This window comes from Cupriavidus sp. 05N38, from assembly GCF_056397345.1.
On sequence record NZ_JBFTNF010000021.1, the window covers coordinates 35,743 to 53,339 of the forward strand.

A 17,597-nucleotide genomic window follows, 5' to 3' on the forward strand; every position below is an offset into this window, starting at 1 on the left:
CTTAGTTGGCCGAGTCGACCAGGGTACGCGCTTCCACCACCTTGCCGCGGTAGGCTTCGAAGATCGCGCGCAGCGCGTCTTCCATGCCGACCGAGGGCTTCCAGCCCAGCTCTTCGATGGTGTTGTCGATCTTCGGCACGCGGTTCTGCACGTCCTGGTAGCCCTTGCCGTAGAAGTCGCCCGAAGACGTTTCCACGATCTGGGTTTGCTTGGCCAATTCGGCGTATTCCGGGTAGTCGGCGGCCATCTTCAGCATCATCTCGGCCAGTTCGCGCACCGAGTGGATATTGGCCGGATTGCCGATGTTGTAGATCTTGCCGGTGGCCACGCCTTCCGGGTTCTCGATGATGCGCATCAGGGCGCTGATGCCGTCGGTGATGTCCGCGAAGGCACGTTTCTGCGCGCCGCCGTCGACCAGCTTGATCGGCTCGCCGCGCACGATATGGCCGAGGAACTGGGTCACCACGCGCGAGGAACCTTCCTTCGATTCGAAGATCGAGTCCAGGCCGGCGCCGATCCAGTTGAACGGGCGGAACAGGGTGTAGTTCAGGCCTTGCTCCATGCCGTAGGCGTGGATCACGCGGTCCATCAGCTGCTTGGAGCAGGCATAGATCCAGCGCGGCTTGTTGATCGGGCCGCAGATCAGCTCGGAGGTCTCGGGATCGAACTCGTCGTCGTGGCACATGCCGTACACCTCGGAGGTGGACGGGAACACCAGGTGCTTGCCGTACTTCACGGCGGCACGCACGATCGGCAGGTTGGCTTCGAAGTCGAGCTCGAACACGCGCAGGGGCTGGCGCACGTAGGTGGCCGGGGTGGCGATGGCCACCAGGGGCAGGACCACGTCGCACTTGCGGATGTTGTACTCGATCCACTCCTTGTTGATGGTGATGTCACCTTCGAAGAAGTGCATGCGCGGGTGATCGATCAGGTCGCCCAGGCGATCGCTGGACATGTCCATGCCGTAGACTTCCCACGGCGTGGTTTCGAGAATGCGGCGCGTCAGGTGATGGCCGATGAAGCCGTTGACGCCAAGAATCAGGACCTTTTTCATCGGTTTTCCTCTTTGGATTGTGCAGTAAGAAATGTAGAGAGTACGTCGGGCGAAACGGCTTGTGCCGGTGCACCCGCGTCGAGTAATGCCTGGATCAGGATCGTGCCGCCGTCGCCGCACAAGCCGATGATCTGTCCGCCTGCCACGTGCAGGCCGGGACGGGCGCCGGCGGGCAGCCCGGCGCTAGCGGCCGGATTGCCATGCGGGCGGCGCGCCTGTGCCACCACGAAACGCCGCCCGCCCACGTCGGTGAAGGCGCCGGGATAGGGCGGCGCGACGGCGCGCACCAGGTTGTAGACCTGGGCGGCGCCTTGCTGCCAGTCGATGCGGCCGTCCTCCGGCTTGCGGCCGGAAAAATAGCTGCCTTCGGCGAGGCGGTTGGGCAACTGGACGATATTGCCGGCCATCATGGCGGGCAGGGCACGCCATAGCGTCTGCTCGGCCGCCACGGTCACCTTCTCGAAGACTTCGCCCGCGGTGTCGTCCGGCAGGATCGGCACGGAAGTCTGGTCGACGATATAGCCGGCATCCGGCTTGGCTTCCATGGCGTGCAGCGTCGCGCCGGTTTCGCTTTCACCGTGCAGCACTGCCCAGTTCACCGGCACGCGGCCGCGGTACTTCGGCAGCAGCGAGCCATGCATGTTGAACGCGCCCCGCGGTGCCAGCGCCAGCACCGCCGCGGGAATCATCGAGCGGTAGTAGAAGGAGARGATCGCGTCCGGGCGCGCGGCAGCCACTGCCTGCGCGATCGCGGGGTCGCGCGGATCTTCGCCATAGGTGAAAGGTATGCCGAGCTCGGCGGCGGTATCGGCGACGCGGCGGAACCAGATGTTCTCGTCCGCGCGGTCGCGGTGCGTGATGACCAGCGCCACTTCCACGCCGCGCGCATGCAGCACGCGCAGGCAGCGGTCGCCGACGTTGTGATAGGCGAAGACTACTGCGCGCACGATGAGGGCTCCGCGATTTTCTGCTGTTCGGGGTTGCCTTCCAGCACGGCCTGGATGCGGTAGCGCGGGCGGTTGCGTACTTCCTGGTAGATGCGGCCGATGTACTCGCCCAGCAGGCCGATGCCGAACAGCATGATGCCCACCAGGAAAAAGTTGAAGGCCAGCAGGGTGAACACACCCTGGACTTCCGCGCCAAGCAGGAAGCGGCGTACCAGCAGCACCACCACCAGCCCGGCCGAAGCCAGCGAGAGCAAGGTGCCGATGGCCGAGAACCATTGCAGCGGCACGATCGAGAAGCCGGTCACCAGGTCGAAGTTCAGCCGGATCAGCTGGAACAGCGAGTACTTGGATTCGCCGGCGTGGCGCTGCTCGTGCTCCACCATGATTTCCACCGGATTGGAGGAGAACGTGTACGCCAGCGCGGGGATGAAGGTATTGACTTCGCGGCAGGCATTGATGGTGTCGACCACGTCGCGGTCATAGGCGCGCAGCATGCAGCCCTGGTCCGTCATCTTGATGCGCGTGATGCGCTCGCGCAAACGATTCATGGCGCGCGAGGCAATGCGGCGGAACGCCGTGTCGTTACGCTCGCGGCGGATGGTGCCGACGTAGTCGTGGCCTTCGCGCATGGTCGCCACCAGGCGCGGGATTTCCTCCGGCGGGTTCTGCAGGTCGGCATCCAGCGTGATCACGATCTTGCCGCGGGTSTGCTCGAAGCCGGCCAGGATGGCCATGTGCTGGCCAAAGTTGCCGTTGAACAGCACCACGCGCGTGACGTCGGGGCGCAGGCGGTACTGGCTGGCCAGGATCTGCGCCGAGCGGTCGCGGCTGCCGTCGTTGATGAAGATGATCTCGTAGCTGCAGGCGAGACTGTCCATCGCCGGGTAGAGACGGTCGAACAGGGCTTGCAGGCCGTCTTCCTCGTTGTAGACGGGAATGACGACGGAAACCTCGACGGGGCTTATTTGAGGAGGCGTTTGCATGTTTCGCTGAGAGTTGCGCAGACCCGTTCCACGTCGGCGGACTGCATGGCAGGGAACATCGGCAGAGTGACGATGCCCCGTCCGATGCGCTCGGCATGTGGCAGCATGCCTTCGCGCCAGCCAAGGGAGCGGTAGTAAGAAAACAGGTGGAGGGCGGGATAGTGCACGCCGGTGCCGACGCCGCGCTCGCGCATGCCTTCCATGACGGCGGTGCGGCCGCCCTCGATGCGCGCGGCCGGCAGCACCACCTGGAACATATGCCAGTTGGTGGTGGCCAGTTCGCCGTCGCGCGGCAGCGGCAGCTCGATGCCGAGCTCGGCCAGGCCGGCGTCGGCGGCGCAGCGGAAATAGGCTTCGGCCAGTTCGGCGCGGCGCGCGGTGACACGGTCGAGGTGTGCCAGCTGCGACAGGCCGATGGCGGCATTGACGTCGGTCAGGTTGAACTTGCCGCCCGGTTCTTCGACATCCATGCCGTCCATGCCGGTGCGAATCACGCCTTGCAGGCGCAGGCGCTCGGCACGCAGGGCTTCTTCGGGCGAGTTCATCACCAGGCAGCCGCCTTCGACGCTGGTGATGTTCTTGTTGGCCTGGAAGCTGAAGCTGACCAGGTCGCCGAAGGCGCCGATGCGCTGGCCGCGCCAGCGCGAATCGATGGCCTGGGCGGCGTCCTCGATCACGCGCAGGCCATGCTTGCGCGCGATGGCGTAGAGGCGGTCCATGTCGACCGGCAGGCCCGACAGGTAGACCGGCATGATGGCGCGCGTGCGCGGCGTGATGGCGGCTTCCACGGCGTCGAGATCGAGGTTGCGCGTGCGCGGGTCGATATCGACGAAAACCGGCTTTGCACCCACCGCGACCACCACGTTGGCGGTCGCCACCCAGGTGATCGGCGTGGTGATGACCTCGTCGCCGGGGCCAATGTCGGCCACGCGCAAGGCGATCTCCATGGTTGCCGAACCATTGGCGAAGGTGCGCACCGGACGGCCGCCGAAGAGCGCGGACAGCGCATCCTCGAACGCGTGCATCTTGGGGCCGGAAGTGATCCAGCCCGAGGCCAGTACCTTGCCGACTTCGGCAATGGCGTCGGCGTCGATCACCGGCTTCACGAAGGGCAGGAAATCTTGGGCTGCGGGTGCGGTCATGGCGGTCAGGCTTGTTGGTGCAATGGTACGGTGATCAGGAGCGGGCAATCAGGAACACGCCGGCGAGAATCAGCAGGATGCCTGCCACGCGCATCGGGCCGATCATTTCGCCGAACAGCCACCAGGCCGCCAGCGCATTCACCACGTAGCCGAGCGACAGCATCGGGTAGGCAATGGAGACGTCCACGCGCGACAGGCCCACGATCCACACGCCCACGCTCACCACGTAGAGCGTGAGGCCGGCCAGCACGGGCCACTGCGTCAGCACGCGCAGCGCCGTGGTGAACAGCGTGGCGCGCTCCAGGGTGATGGCGCCCACGGCGTTGGTGCCAGCCTTGAGCAGCAGCTGCGCGCACGCGTTGAGCAGCACGCCGGTAAAGATGAAAGCGAAAGTCGATAGCGTCATGGCGCGCGGTTCGGTTCTGGCTGGGTTGCCGCCGGCGCCTGGCCGGGCGGCGGGAAATTGGTGACCGCCACGCGGCGCTTGTCCTGCCCGATCTTGTACATCGGCACCTTGCGCTCTTCCAGCAGGCGGTAGGTCGCGGCCGACATGATACCTACGGCATGCTGGCCGTCCTGCCATTTTGCAATAAAGGCATCCAGGCTGGGCAGCCATTTCTGCGGTTCCTGCTTGGTGCCGAATTCAAGCTCGTCCGGCCATTCCACCATGATGGTGGTGCGGCGCAGGTAGTAAGGCAGGGTGTGGTCCAGCATGCGCACGCCATAGATGGGCATGTCGTCGGTCAGCACGGCCTCGATGGCCGGCACCATGTCCACGCCGGAGGTCGGCCGTCCCATCACTTCGTGACCGAGCAGCGCGACCGTGAAGCTGCTGAGCATGGCCAGGGCGTAGACCGTGATGCTTACCATCAGGCCCTTGGCCGCCAGCAGCCACCGCGCCAGGAAGATTCCGCCCAGCATCAGCACGAAGGCCGCGCCGACCCAGACCGCGAACAGCCGGTACAGCTCGTTGGGCGTATTGTCGGAATTCAGCGTGGCCACGTACGGGCTGGCGAGCAGGCCGATGGCGGCGATCACCAGCATGCCGTTGAGCTGCCGGCGCCAGTTGCGCTCGTCGATGTACTGCAGCGCCACCGCCGCAAGCATTCCCAGCGCGGGAAAGATCGGCACGATGTATCCGGGCAACTTGGAGCCCGACAGGCTGAAGAAGACGAAGATGGCAATGGCCCACACGGCCAGCAGCAGCGCCGGCTGGAACGGCCTGGCGGCCGTGCCGCGCGCCGCGGCAGCGCGGGCGTCCACGCGTTCGCCCCGCACCACCTGCCACATGCGCGGCATCAGGCCCAGCCAAGGCAGGAAGCCGGCCACCAGCAGGGGCACGAAGTACCAGAGCGCGCCCTTGCGCGAGTGCACCGTCGAGGTGTAGCGCTGCCAGTGCTCATGGATAAAGAAGAAATTGAGGAACTCGGGGTTGCGCTCCGACACCAGCCAGAACCACGGCACCGTGACGATCAGCATCAGGACGATGCCGCTGACCAGGTGCAGGCGCTTCCACAGGCCGAAATCGCGCGAGATCACCGTGTAGATCACCAGCACCAGGCCGGGCAGCGCAATGCCCACCAGGCCCTTGGTCAGGATCGCCACGCCCATGGCCACCCAGCAGGCCCACATCCAGTAGCGGCGGCCGGCCGGGGTGGCGTCGGGGTGCTGGGCCAGCAGCATGAAGGCCAGTACGCAGGCCATGGCGCCGGACAGCGTCATGTCGAGCGAATTGAAGTGCGAAGCAACGCTCCACATCGGTGCGGCAGCCAGCACCAGGCCGGTCAGGAGCGCCGCGCGGGCGCCATACCAGCGGGATGCCGCCAGCATCGACACCACCAGGCCGACCATGCCGGACAGCGCCACGCACAGCCGTGCCTGCCAGTCGCCCACGCCGAACAGCGTGTACGACAGCGCCGTCACCCACATGTGGAAGGGCGGCTTCTCGAAATACTTCAGCGCGTTGTAACGGATCGTGACCCAGTCGCCGGTGGCGAACATTTCGCGGGCGATCTCGCCATAGCGGCCCTCGTCGGAGCGCAGCAGATGGCGCGCCTCGAGCGTGCCGAACCAAACCAGGAGAATAAACAGGCTGACCAGGATAATCGCCGTGGTGGGCAGGCCGGCAGATTGCGAAACACCTTGTGCGGTGCTTCGCGAGGTTTCTCGCGAGGTCACGGAACTACGCATACGTCTCCTGGAAACGGTCGGATGGGCGTCATGCACTGATGACGGGCGATTCCTGGCCGGACCCGGCAAGGCCTGGTGCCTTGCCGTGCCGCCGGAACGCCGGTTTCGGCCGTGGGTGCGCCCGTGCATCGCGTGCCAATGGCCAGCCCGATTTATCTGTTTCGGGGGCGGCTCGCATGCAGGGAACACATCACAACGCAGCAGCCGTCGCTTTGGTGGACAACAAGGCCAAAGCGCTTGCCAGCGCCGGCCGCCTGGGCTGGATTGGCAAACGGCAAACCGCGCCCTCAATGTGGCGCGGCGCGCAATGTTAGCACGACAGCCCGCACCCGCCGCCGCTCGGGCGGGCAGGCAAGCCGAAGCGTCACCCGGACAAGCGGCATGTCAGCCCGGAAGCGGCGCAGTCGGCATATTGCGGGCGCTGCGCAGGCGCAGGGCGGCACCGATCAGGAGGATGCCGCAAACCAGCGCCCAGGCCCCGATCATCCACAACAGCGCCAGCGCGCCGGCCAGCGGCTGCCATAGCAACAGGAAAGCGAACACGATGCTCACCAGGCCGGCCAGCACCAGCCACCATTCATTGGGAATGTCCTTGCGCAAGCGGATGGCGGCCACGATCTGCAGCACGCCGGTGGCCAGCGTCCAGGCTGCGATATAGAGCAGGAGCGAGAATGCCGTGACCACCGGGCTGAACCAGGTCAGCAGGCCCACGCCGAGGCCAAGCAAGCCTTGCAGTGCAAGGATGCCGCGGTCGCTGGCCTCGCGCTGGCTGCCGGAGATGGCCATCGCCAGGGCGGTCACGCCATCGGCGGCCGCGAAGGCGCCAAACACCAGCACCAGCGCGGCCAGGGTGGCTATGGGCGCGAAGAACGCGCAAATGCCGAACAGCACAGCGAAAATGCCACGCAGGCCGACGACCCACCAGAGCTTGGCGTAGTAGTGAAGCATGGATACCTCCCTGACAAGCTGCAAGCTGGCCCGGGCGAGCACTGGCCTGCACGGACGAAGACCGACAAGACAAGCCAGCGAAAAAGCGCTAATTTCTAACCAGAGCGGGCGGCGACGCCTGCCTGCCCCGGCGCGCAGGTGCCTTGCCGGAACCAGCGGGGGCGTGAACTCATTCTAGACAGGATTCATGTGAGCATAAAGGCGCAATTGGCCGGGGCTTCCGCGTTGGCGGCGATGCTGCTGGCGCACGGCGGGCCCGCGCTCGCCCAGGCTACGGCTACGGCTACGGCTACGGCTACAGCCACGGCCACGGCTGCGGCTGCGGCCAGCCAGGTCGCGGCACAGGTTCCAATGGAAGCCGTGGCGCGCTCGGCGGCGGTCCTGTGCGATGCGCCCTGGTTCCGCTCAGGCGCGCGGGTGCAGATGGAAGGCGACGGCGACATGCCCACGTCGATCACCATGACGCTGCGCCACACCACCAGGAACGACGCCGGCTGCCGGGCCCAGCTCGAAGTGCGCTCCAAGTCGGCGCTGTCCGCCCTGATGGGGCCGCCGGTCATCATGGACCAGGTCCATATGGTCAATATAGAGCGCCGCACCAGTACCGCCAGTGCCAGCATCGAGAGCGAGCATGCCGTGATCAACGCGCAGGGACGCTATGCCCGCATGTATGGCGAGGCGGCATTCCGGGGGCAGGGCGTGTTCAACTACGCGGGGACGGATGTCCGCGAGGGCGGCACGATCGATGGCGAGATGTTCGAATCCAGCGTGTCGCTGCAGATCTATCCGCTCGGCGGGGATGACGTCATCGGCAGCATGCGCGCGCTGTACGCGTCGATCAACGTCGGTACCCGCCATGTCGGCAAGCGCCAGATGATCGATACCGTGATGGGCCGCAAGGAATGCATGCCCATCACCTACGAGAAACGGACGTCGCTCGGCCCGCTGATGGTGGGCGAGGAGGTGGTGCAGGTGGAGCCCGCCGTCCTGTACGTCACGGACTGGTATTGCCCGGCGGAGGCCTTTGTCCTGCGTACCGAGGTCCGCCAGCGCAACAAGCAGGACAAGGCAGACAACCGGCCGGAAAAGGTCGAGCGCATCGAGGTGACGGCGCTGGAGCTGGGCGCGCCCTGAGCGTTCGTGTCCGTGCCGTGCCGGAATGAAAAGAGCCCGCCGGATGGCGGGCTCTTTGCCGTACCGTGCCGATCCTGTCGATCAGCCGGCGGCGGCGGCCGAAGCGGGCTTCTTGCTCTTCTTGCTGCTCTTCTTGTGCGACTTCTTGGCAGCCGGTGCCGATGCGTCGCCGGTCAGGTCCGCGCGAGTGCTCTTGTTCGCGCCCTGGGTGTACGGGTCGAACTTGTCGCCCGACTTGGCGCCCTGGGTGTACGGGTCGAATTTCTCGCCCGACTTGGCGCCCTGGCTATACGGGTCGAACTTCTTCCCGCCGGTCTGGGCCTGGGCAGCCACGGAAACGGCGCCGATACAAAGCGCGATGGCTGTCGCGACGAACTTGTTCATGGTTTCTCCTGAAAAATGCCGCCTTGCGGCGGTTCGAATACGCGAAAAACTGCCTTGGGGAGAATCACCTTGCGCAAGCCTGGCAGCCCCCCAACCGTTTATCCGCTCAGTCCCAGTGTCGCCAACATTTCCTGCGCTTGTCAACTTGGGGTGTATTGCCGGGAACACGGTTTATGCCGGCCTATGGAAAGCCGCTATTGCGGCGATCCGCGGGACTTGCTTGACAGTTGTCACGCATGTTGATGATGCGCTACATCCGACATTGTGTGAATCAGATAAGTGAATAATAAGGCGCAAAAACCCCGCGGACCTCTCGGTCGACGGGGTTTCTTGTTACAGCGCAACGCGTGCGGGCTTACTCGGTCGCCACGTCCGAAGGATGCTTCCAGGCGTCACGTACCTGCGCGCTGGGCGCCAGCGCCAGGTTGATGTTGCGTGTCCCGATCGGCTGCTGGAACCATTGCTTCTGCAGCGCGAGGACCTGCGGCCCGGCGAAGACCGAGGCCAGGGTCTGGTCCACCAGTTCCTTCCACTGCGAATCGGCGCGCGACATCATCAGGGCGTTCTGTTCGGTCGACAGCGCCGGGCCCACGATCACGAACTGCGACGGATCCTTGGCGCGGGCGCGCAGGCCGGCAAGCAGCACGTCGTCCATCACGAAAGCCTGGGCGCGCCCGGATTCGAGCAGCAGGAAGGACTCGCCGTGGTCCTTGGCATAGATGTCGTGAAAGCCATACTGGGCCTTCAGGCGGCGCACATGGCGGTCGCCGGTGGAGCCGGCGCTCGTCACCACGTTCTTGCCGCGCAGATCCTCGAAGGACTGGATGCCCGAATCCGCGCGCACCAGCATGCGCACGGTGGAAATGTAGTGCGAGACGCTGAAGGCCACTTGCTTCTGGCGTTCCAGCGAGTTCGTGTTGGGCGCGCAATCCAGGTCGACCAGGCCGTTGACCACGGCAGGGATGCGGTTTTGCGGCGTGAGCGGCATCCAGCGGATCTTGATGGCCTTCAGGCCCAGCTTGACGCGGGCGGCTTCGGCGGCGCGCAGGCACAGGTCCACGGCGTAGCCTGCCGGCTCGCCCTTGTCATCGGCGAACGAGAAGGGCAGTGCCGATTCGCGGTAGCCCAGGACGATGGTGCCCGTGCTGCGGATCTTGTCGAGCACCGGGCTCTGGGCCAGGGCGGCATGGGGGGCGACGGCCGCCAGCGCACCGGCGGCGGCAAGAACGAAGCCAACGAGCAGGCGCGAGGCGCGTGCCGCGCCAACGCTTTTGAATGAGGCAAACGACAGCATGATGCGAGACTTTCAAAAGCGGCAAGCGTACGCCGGGTGCCGTGGCGCACAAAGTACATCTTCGTCATAAGTAAATACCCTGCCAGATATCCGGACGGCGAGCGACGGGCCCCGGCAAAGGCGCAGTGCTGGTATCACAAAATTTCACAGCGGCCGGCTTGCGGGCGGATCGATGTGCGCGGTACGCTACCGGGTTCGCTGCATCAGTGACGTGCGGTGATCACGACGGTGGGGAAACATGAGAATGTCGCGCAGGAAAATCGGGCTCGGCGTGGCCGCGATGGCGCTTGCCGCGGGCGTGGCCGTGCAGCTTGTCTGGCACCCGTTCGGCAAGGCCTGGAAAGGGCAGCCGCGGCAGATCGAGCTGGATTTCGGCCGCCCGGACGCGCTGGTCGACAGCGAAAGTCTGTCCAGCCTGCCGAAAGACATGCTGCGCGTGCCACTGCTGCGCGACGTCCTCACCGAGGACTTCGTGAACTACTACGAAGACAATGAAGGCCGTCTCTCGGCCGCCGGCGCCTTGCGCCGCATTGCCTTCGAGCATGACCTCGACTGGTCCGACGCCCTGCTCAGGCGGGTTTTCGACGAGCCCGGCAGGCTGATGGCCTGGCGCGGCGCCGACGGCACGCTGCGCTACTGGGCGCTGGCCATGGAGCGCAACGGGCTGGCCAAGGTGCTGCAGACGCTCGGCACCATTGCGCCGGCGGATACCCAGCTCACCCGCGCCGGCGAGATCGACGGCACGCCGCTCTACGCCTTGCGCATCGGCCCCGCGCGCAGCTTGCTGATCGCGGGCAAGGGCGAGCGCCTGGTGGTGCTGTCCGAGGCGGGCATGCTGCTCGATGCCGAAGGCAAGCCGATCGGCGCGCGCGCCAAAGCGGTGGCGGCATGGCTGTCCGACGATGCCGCCGCCCGCGAGGCCCCGCTGCAGGCGTTCGCGCTCGAACCCGTCAAGGGCGCGCCCAGGGGCCACCGCGTGGTGGTCGGCGCGAACTATCTGTCCTTCGGCTACCAGGCCTTCTTCCCCGGCATCGAGGCGTTGCGCTTCGACTTCGCCGGTGCCGATCCCAAGGCCGCCGCGGGCAGCACGGAATGGCAAGGCGCCGTGCTGGTCGATGGCGCGCGCCTGCCCGGCAAGTGGAATGCCGCCGCGCTCTGGCAGGCCTTGCCCGCGGATCCGGCTGCCTGTGCCACCCTGCCGGTCGACTGGCAGGCAGCCGGCAAGATGCTGCAGAAGGTCAGCGGCGGCAAGGACGAGCTTGCCGCCCAGGTCGGCCAGGCGTTCGAAGGCCCGGCCGCAGTTTGCTGGTATGGCAAGTCGGCTCTGGTCGCGCCCCTGTTCATGGCGCGCCTGAAGTCGGCCGAGGCTGCGTCCGCGCTGCGCCCGTTGCTGGCCGGTCTGTTCGAGCAGGTAATCGGTGCCTACGAGCCCGCGGCCGGCGGCGACAAGGGCACCTACGCGCGCCTGCCGGTGCAGGGGCGCAAGGGCGCAGGCGACGCCGAGCTGTGGTCGCGGCCAGTCAGCTCGCCGTATGGCACGCGCGAGGCCAAGGGCGCGCCGTTCGCGGCCCAGCTGTCCGCCGGCGCTTATTTTCCCGTGACGCTGGCGCTGGCCGGCAATACCGTGCTGTTCTCGCCCGACGCCACGCTCGTCGACGACGCGCTGGCGGTGCAGGGCAAGCGCTTCCCGGCGGTGGCCGACACCATGCCGCGCGACCGGCAGGCCCGCACGGTGCTGAGCTTCACGCCGTCCACGCTGGCGCTGCTGGTGCGGCGCGAAGCCACCAGGGCGCTGCCCGCCGACCAGGAAGCCCTGTTCCTGAACGCAGCGCGCGCGCATCTGTTCCCCAAGCTCAAAGCCCTCGGCGCTTATCCGGCGATGTCGCTGGTGCTGCCGGGCAACCTGCCTTCGGGCCGGGGCTGGGTGTCCGTGACATGGCAGCAGTCCGGCGCACCGCACGGCGTGCTGGCGGCCGCACCGGCCAGCGCGGCGCTCCTGCAGACGCAAGGCAGCCAAGAGGCCACGCAGTGACGGTCCTGCGCCGAGGCCGTCGCGGGATGCTGGCGGCGCTGGCCGCGGCATGCCTGCCGCTGGCCGGCCCGGGCCGTGCGCTGGCATTGTCGGGGCTTGAAGCCGCCGCGCCCGAGGGCGGCCAGCTCGACCCGGCCCAGACCACGGCGTTCCGGGCCTGGTTCGTGCGCATCGTCGGCGAGCAATTGCGGCAGGGCCCGACTCCGCGCTGGTACCAGCGCGACTGCGTCGGCCTGGTCCGCTTTGCCGTGGGCGAGGCGCTGCGCGTGCACGACGCACGCTGGCTGCGCGCCAACGGCATGCAGGGCGGCGCGGCGGCCCGCCAGTTGCCGCCAGAGCTCAGCCTGAGCCCGGCCCAGCGCACGCTCGGCCAGCGCTGGACCCGCGCCGACGGCAGCACCGGCGCCTATGCGTCGGCCCTGGCGCTGGTGCAGGGCAATAGCCGCTTTGTCGCGCGCAACGTCAACCTGGCGCAGCCCGGCGACCTGCTCTTCTACGACCAGGGCGACGAACAGCACCTGATGATCTGGATGGGTCAGTACCTGGCCTATCACACCGGCACCGTGACCCGTAGCGATAACGGCCTGCGCGCCGTCTCCCTTTCCCGCCTGATGCAATGGAACGATTCGCGCTGGCAGCCGCACGACGGCAACCCCAATTTCATCGGCGTATTCCGTTTCGCCTTTTTGTCGAGGTAAAGACGATGCCTGTCGTCATGATGCGCGCCCGCGCGCTTCTGCGTTCCGTGACCACCCGCATGCTGCTGGCGCTTGCACTGCTGGCCTGGACCCACGCTGCCGGCGCCGACCAGCGGCCAGGCGCCACGCTCGACACGGTGCCGTCCAGCGGCTACGCCGCGTTCCAGGGCCAGCCCTTCTTCCTGTTGTCGGACGCCAGCTTCGGCAGCGACCAGACCGCGCAGGTGCGCCTCGAAGCGCCGGGGCGCGAGTACAAGAGCGAGCTGCAGCGATACGGCGGCGCGGACATCCTGGTCTACCGGGTGGCCGATCCGGTCGCCTTCCTCAAGGGACAGAAGAACCTGCATCGCATCGACGTCAAGGCCAGCTACCGTGGCGAAGGGCTGGCCAATACGCTGTCCTACCTGTGGGATAGCTGGTACAAGCAGGCGCGCCGCGCCTGGCAGCGCGTGTTGTCGCTCGCCGCACGCAGCAAGGCGGTGGAGGATGCGCCGCAATTCAGCATGGGGGACCAGATTGCCCAGCCCACCCGTTTCGAGAACAACCCGCAGTACGAGCCACTCAAGGGCTACGACCTGGTGGAGCGCTTCCGCTATCCGATCTGGGACGCCAGGGAGATCGCACCGCCCAGGGACGTGAAGCTCGAAGGCAGCAGCAGCGAATTCCTGCCGCGCGACGCCGGCAATGTGATGGTGCCGCTGGGCAAGCTCAGGCCGGGGCTGTATATCGTCGAGGGCATCATCGGCACCTACCGCGCGCACACGCTGCTGTTCGTCTCCGATACCGTGGCCATCACCAAGAGCACTGCCAACGGCATGCTGGCGTGGGCCGCGAACCGCAAGAGCGGGCGGCCGGTAGCGGGCGCCAGCCTGGCCTGGACCGACGGCCTGGGCGTGCTGCAGAGCGCCAGCACCGGCGCCGATGGCGCGGCAGAACTGGCCCACACCAGCCCCGAGCGCAGCTACCTGCTGGGCGTGGACCCGGCCGGCGGCGCCTTTATCTCGGAAAATTTCTACTACGACAGCGAGATCTACAACACCAAGCTGTACGCCTTCACCGACCGGCCGCTGTACCGCCCGGGCGATGAGGTGCGCGTCAAGTTCATCGGCCGCAATTTCCGCAGCGCCACCGAGTCGGCGCCCGCCGCCGCCGGCGACATCAGGCTCGACGTGCTGGATCCCAATGGCGCACCGCTGGCCGCGCTCGGCACCGCGCTGAATGCGGACAACGGCGCCGACGCGCGCTTCACGCTGCCGGCCAACGCGCTGGCGGGCGGCTACACGCTGCGCTTCGACTATGGCGGCAATACCTACGGCGGCGCCTTCCGCGTGGCCGAATACATCAAGCCGCACTTCGACGTGAACCTCGCGCTGGACAAGGCGGACTACGCCACCGGCGAGGCCGTCAAGGGCAAGATCGAGCTGCGCTACCCGGATGGCAAGCCCGTCAAGGACGCCAGGTTGTCCGTCAGCCTGCGCGCGCAGCAGGTCACCATGGTGGAAGGCGAGCTGCAATACGCCGGGCTGTTCCCGCTCAAGCTGGAGCAGCAGGAACTGACCACCGACGGCAGCGGCAACGCCGCACTCGCGCTGCCGGCGGCCAAGGACCCGAGCCGCTACGTGGTCACGGTATTCGCCAACGACGGCGCGGCCTACCGCGTCAAGGTCACGCGCGAACTGTTGATCGCGCGCGGCGCCACGCCCTACAAGCTGACCGCGCCGGCCAATTTCACCAACGCCGGCCAGAGCGTGACCTTCTGGCTGCAGGCGCTGGACGCCACCGCGCAGGCCCCGGCCCGCGCGCCCGCCAGGTGGGAGCTGGTGCGGCTGGAATCGCGCRCGCGCACCGAAGGCAGGCTGGATGCGGGCGCCATTGGTGCCGTGTCCTTTCCGGTCAGGTTCGACCAGCCGGGCTCGTACACGCTGTCCGTCAAGGACGGCGCCGGCAACCTGCTGGCCGCGGCCAGCCACTGGGTGGCGGGCGATGGCCTGCAGACCGTGCCCGGCAATATCGAGATCGTGTTCGACCGCGACCGCTACCGCATCGGCGATACCGCCGAAGCGCTGGTGACGTTCCCGCTGGCGGTGGAAGACGCGCTGCTCACGCTGGAGCGCGACCGCGTCGAGCGCCGCGGGCTGCTGTCGAAGGGCGGCGACTGGCTCTCGCTGGAGAAGATCACGGACAAGCAGTGGCGCGCCCGCATCAAGGTCGGCAACGATTTCAGCCCGAACATGACGTTCTCCGTGCTGTACGTGAAGGACGGCGACTACGTGTTCCAGAACGCCGGCATCGCCGTGCTGCAGCCGGCCATCGAGCTGGCGGTGAAGAGCGACAAGGCGGTCTACGCGCCCGGCGACACCGTCACGCTGGACCTGGGCAGCGCCTTCAACGGCAAGCCGGTGCCGGCCAACCTGACGGTCAGCGTGGTCGACGAGATGGTCTACGTGCTGCAGCCCGAGATCGCCCCGAGCATCGTGGACTTCTTCTACCATCCGCGGCGCAACAGCGTGCGTACCACCTCGAGCCTGAACTTCATCGGCTACGACCTGGCCACCTCGGGCCAGCCGGGCGCCGGCGGCCCGGAGCGGGGCCGCTATAACGAGCGCGGGGTGAAGGTGCTGGAGCGCCCGCGCCGCGACGACAAGGACACGGCCGCCTGGGAGGCAAACCTGCGTACCGGCGCGGACGGGCGCGCGCGCATGAGCTTCACCATGCCTGACTCCCTGACCCGCTGGCGCATCACCGTGCGCGCCATGGCCAGCGACGGCATGGTCGGCCAGCGCACCGCCAGCATCCGCTCGGACAAGAGCCTCTACCTCAAGTGGACGGGGCCGCAGCGCTATCGCGCCGAGGACGCGCCGCGCATCGACATGGTCGCTTTCAACCAGGGCGAGCAGGACGTCGCCGCCGACCTGGTGGTGATGGGCGCCGGACTCAATGTCAACCAGAGCGTCACGCTCAAGCGCGGTGCCAACTACGTGCGCCTGCCCGTGGCCCAGGGCGCGCTGCAGAGCGGCGTGGTCAACGCCGAGATCAAGCTCCAGGGCAAGACCGTGGACCGTCTGCAGGCCGCGCTGGCCGTGGAGCCCACCGGCTGGCTGTCGCAGCGCGAGCTGACGCTGCCGCTGGCGGGCGCCAGTGCCGTGCTCAAGCTGCCGGCCGACGCGCAGGACGTGCGCCTGCGTTTCGTCGACAGCGCCGCCAGCCACTTCGCGCGCGTGGCCGACGACCTGCTGGCCTATCCCTACGGCTGCACCGAGCAGACCGCCAGCCGCCTGATTCCGCTGGCGCTGGCGCAACGCAGTCTCGCCGCCAGCGGCGCCAGCACCGGCGGCGACACCCAGGGCCTGGATGCGCTGTTGCGCACCCAGCGCCAGCGCCTGGCGCTGCTGGCCGGCGTCAACGGCCAGTTCGGCTGGTGGGGCGATACCCTGGGCAACAGCGCGCTGCTGACCGCCTACGCGTACTACGCCGACTGGCTGGCCACGCGCGCGGTCGGCATCAGCCTGCCGCCAGATCACTGGAAGCGCACGCTGGAGGCCTACAAGCAGGCCATGAAGGAGCCGCTGCTGCACCGTACGCTGGCGCTGTGGTTCATCAACGAGATGGGCTTGCCGGTGGCGACGCAGCTCAGTGGCGTGGCCGCCGAGCTGGGCCGGCCCGGCAGCGATGCGGGCGCCGCCGTGGCCGCTGGCGACAGCCTGGTATTCGCCGCGCCGGATTCGGCGCAGGGCCGCCGCGTAGCCACCGTGCTCGCCGCGCAGCTCTACAAGCAGATCGGGCAGCCCATGCCGGAGGGGCTGGCGGGCGCGGCCGACGCCGCGCGCCAGGCGCTTGCCGCCGATCCTTCGCCACTGGTGCAGAGTCTGCTGCTGATGTCCGGCAAGGGTGCCGCCGCTTCGGATGTGCAGGCGCTGCTGTCGCGCGCCGGCGCCGCCAGCCCGACCATCGACCGCGCGGTGACGCTGGTCTGGCTCAACAAGGCGCTTGGCGGCGGGCTCGGCCGCGGCCTGCCCGGGGAGGCCGATGCGGGGCAACGCACGCCGCAGGGCAGCTGGAAGGCGGCGCGCGGCCAGCTCGGCCTGCCGGAATGGCGCTGGACCGGCGCCCAGTTGCCGGAATCGCTGACCTTTAGCGCGCCGCCGAACATGGAGGCCGCGGCGCAGTCCTACAACACCAATGCCGTGGTGTCGTACCGCAGCCGCGCGCAGGAAGCGGCGCRCCTGCCGATTGGCATCGAGCGCAAGCTCTATCGCCTGGTCCCCACCAGCGACTCCGCCGCCAAGGCCGACAAGGCGCCCGATCCGGCCGCCGCCGGCACGGCGGGCCTGACCTTCACGGCCAGGGCGGTCAAGCCGGGGGACAAGCTTGACAGCAATACGCTCTATGTCGACGAGATCGTGCTGAGCCCACGCCAGGGCGTCTACCGCTACGGCCTGGTCGAGGCGCCGCTGCCGCCTGGCGGCGAAGTCGAGGGCACCACCTGGGGGCTGCGTATCGAGGGCCTGCCGGACCCGGACAACAAGACCACCGGCCTGCAGCCGTTCCAGCGTGCCGTCACCTACGAAACGGGCATGCTGTCTTACCACCAGCCGGTGGTTGCGCTGGAGCGTCCCGTGGTGCTGCGCCAGCTGGTGCGCTTCTCGCTGCCCGGCAGGTTCAGCCTGCCACCGGTGCGCTACTTCCGCATGTACCAGCCGGATGCCAAGGCCCTGCAGGGCGACGGCAAGAGCGCGGCCTTCCCCTTGACGGTGGAGTGAGGCGGGCATGCGCACCGGCCTGACTCCGGGC

The 17,597-nt window shown here is 67.6% G+C and carries 13 protein-coding genes; 4 read left to right on the forward strand and 9 right to left on the reverse strand.

Annotated features, from left to right (window positions below; all coding sequences use genetic code 11):
* Nucleotide 1: 1 nt before the first annotated feature.
* The 7 genes from AC1DK4_RS17110 to AC1DK4_RS17140 all read right to left on the reverse strand — a co-directional run bounded on the left by AC1DK4_RS17110 (nucleotide 2) and on the right by AC1DK4_RS17140 (nucleotide 7,264).
* Entirely contained in the window at nucleotides 2-1,054 is a 1,053-nt protein-coding gene (locus AC1DK4_RS17110; RefSeq protein WP_441616949.1) for a bifunctional UDP-4-keto-pentose/UDP-xylose synthase, read from the reverse strand.
* Nucleotides 1,051-2,001 carry a formyltransferase gene (locus AC1DK4_RS17115; protein WP_477131653.1) on the reverse strand — a complete coding sequence of 317 codons (951 nt, stop codon included), beginning with the start codon at nucleotides 1,999-2,001 and terminating at the stop codon, nucleotides 1,051-1,053. Before AC1DK4_RS17115 ends, AC1DK4_RS17110 begins: the two co-directional genes overlap by 4 nt.
* A complete protein-coding gene (locus AC1DK4_RS17120; RefSeq protein WP_477131654.1) occupies nucleotides 1,989-2,984 on the reverse strand; it encodes a glycosyltransferase in 996 nt (331 codons plus the stop codon). Before AC1DK4_RS17120 ends, AC1DK4_RS17115 begins: the two co-directional genes overlap by 13 nt.
* A complete protein-coding gene (locus AC1DK4_RS17125) occupies nucleotides 2,963-4,126 on the reverse strand; it encodes a DegT/DnrJ/EryC1/StrS family aminotransferase (RefSeq protein WP_441616943.1) in 1,164 nt (387 codons plus the stop codon). The genes AC1DK4_RS17120 and AC1DK4_RS17125 overlap by 22 nt, the downstream gene beginning before the upstream one ends.
* Before the next feature lie 34 nt (nucleotides 4,127-4,160).
* Nucleotides 4,161-4,532 (reverse strand): DMT family transporter, encoded by a 372-nt coding sequence (locus AC1DK4_RS17130; RefSeq protein WP_441616941.1) that lies wholly within the window; start codon nucleotides 4,530-4,532, stop codon nucleotides 4,161-4,163.
* Nucleotides 4,529-6,316 (reverse strand): glycosyltransferase family 39 protein, encoded by a 1,788-nt coding sequence (locus AC1DK4_RS17135; protein ID WP_441616939.1) that lies wholly within the window; start codon nucleotides 6,314-6,316, stop codon nucleotides 4,529-4,531. Before AC1DK4_RS17135 ends, AC1DK4_RS17130 begins: the two co-directional genes overlap by 4 nt.
* Before the next feature lie 384 nt (nucleotides 6,317-6,700).
* A complete protein-coding gene (locus AC1DK4_RS17140; RefSeq protein ID WP_441616937.1) occupies nucleotides 6,701-7,264 on the reverse strand; it encodes an HdeD family acid-resistance protein in 564 nt (187 codons plus the stop codon).
* A gap of 234 nt (nucleotides 7,265-7,498) precedes the next feature.
* On the opposite strand from AC1DK4_RS17140, the gene AC1DK4_RS17145 reads away from it, so the two are divergent.
* A complete protein-coding gene (locus AC1DK4_RS17145; protein WP_441617110.1) occupies nucleotides 7,499-8,398 on the forward strand; it encodes a hypothetical protein in 900 nt (299 codons plus the stop codon).
* 81 nt (nucleotides 8,399-8,479) lie between these two features.
* On the opposite strand, the gene AC1DK4_RS17150 is transcribed toward AC1DK4_RS17145, so the two are convergent.
* The gene (locus AC1DK4_RS17150; RefSeq protein ID WP_441616935.1) at nucleotides 8,480-8,782 is read right to left on the reverse strand and encodes an amino acid ABC transporter permease; all 303 of its coding nucleotides are present in this window, start codon (nucleotides 8,780-8,782) and stop codon (nucleotides 8,480-8,482) included.
* Between the two features lie 355 nt (nucleotides 8,783-9,137).
* Nucleotides 9,138-10,076, reverse strand: a complete 939-nt coding sequence (locus tag AC1DK4_RS17155; protein WP_441616933.1) for an amino acid ABC transporter substrate-binding protein — start codon at nucleotides 10,074-10,076, stop codon at nucleotides 9,138-9,140.
* A gap of 238 nt (nucleotides 10,077-10,314) precedes the next feature.
* Here AC1DK4_RS17155 and AC1DK4_RS17160 point away from each other — a divergent pair, with 238 nt between their 5' ends.
* From AC1DK4_RS17160 to AC1DK4_RS17170, 3 genes are read left to right on the forward strand one after another with little or no spacing between them, the layout of a single operon-like run.
* Nucleotides 10,315-12,108: a DUF2138 domain-containing protein gene (locus tag AC1DK4_RS17160; RefSeq protein ID WP_441616931.1), complete on the forward strand. Its 1,794-nt coding sequence runs from the start codon at nucleotides 10,315-10,317 to the stop codon at nucleotides 12,106-12,108.
* Nucleotides 12,109-12,134: 26 nt separating this feature from the next.
* Entirely contained in the window at nucleotides 12,135-12,806 is a 672-nt protein-coding gene (locus tag AC1DK4_RS17165) for a DUF1175 domain-containing protein (RefSeq protein WP_441617108.1), read from the forward strand.
* Nucleotides 12,807-12,826: 20 nt separating this feature from the next.
* A complete protein-coding gene (locus tag AC1DK4_RS17170) occupies nucleotides 12,827-17,566 on the forward strand; it encodes an alpha-2-macroglobulin family protein (protein ID WP_477131662.1) in 4,740 nt (1,579 codons plus the stop codon).
* Nucleotides 17,567-17,597 lie beyond the last annotated feature (31 nt).

Bases quoted from the DNA above. Each gene is read 5' to 3' on its own strand.
- AC1DK4_RS17165 (WP_441617108.1), top strand. From the start codon at position 12,135: ATGCTGGCGGCGCTGGCCGCGGCATGCCTGCCGCTGGCCGGCCCGGGC.
- AC1DK4_RS17135 (WP_441616939.1), bottom strand. From the start codon at position 6,316: ATGCGTAGTTCCGTGACCTCGCGAGAAACCTCGCGAAGCACCGCACAA.
- AC1DK4_RS17150 (WP_441616935.1), bottom strand. From the start codon at position 8,782: ATGAACAAGTTCGTCGCGACAGCCATCGCGCTTTGTATCGGCGCCGTT.
- AC1DK4_RS17110 (WP_441616949.1), bottom strand. From the start codon at position 1,054: ATGAAAAAGGTCCTGATTCTTGGCGTCAACGGCTTCATCGGCCATCAC.
- AC1DK4_RS17160 (WP_441616931.1), top strand. From the start codon at position 10,315: ATGAGAATGTCGCGCAGGAAAATCGGGCTCGGCGTGGCCGCGATGGCG.
- AC1DK4_RS17130 (WP_441616941.1), bottom strand. From the start codon at position 4,532: ATGACGCTATCGACTTTCGCTTTCATCTTTACCGGCGTGCTGCTCAAC.
- AC1DK4_RS17125 (WP_441616943.1), bottom strand. From the start codon at position 4,126: ATGACCGCACCCGCAGCCCAAGATTTCCTGCCCTTCGTGAAGCCGGTG.
- AC1DK4_RS17145 (WP_441617110.1), top strand. From the start codon at position 7,499: ATGCTGCTGGCGCACGGCGGGCCCGCGCTCGCCCAGGCTACGGCTACG.
- AC1DK4_RS17155 (WP_441616933.1), bottom strand. From the start codon at position 10,076: ATGCTGTCGTTTGCCTCATTCAAAAGCGTTGGCGCGGCACGCGCCTCG.
- AC1DK4_RS17140 (WP_441616937.1), bottom strand. From the start codon at position 7,264: ATGCTTCACTACTACGCCAAGCTCTGGTGGGTCGTCGGCCTGCGTGGC.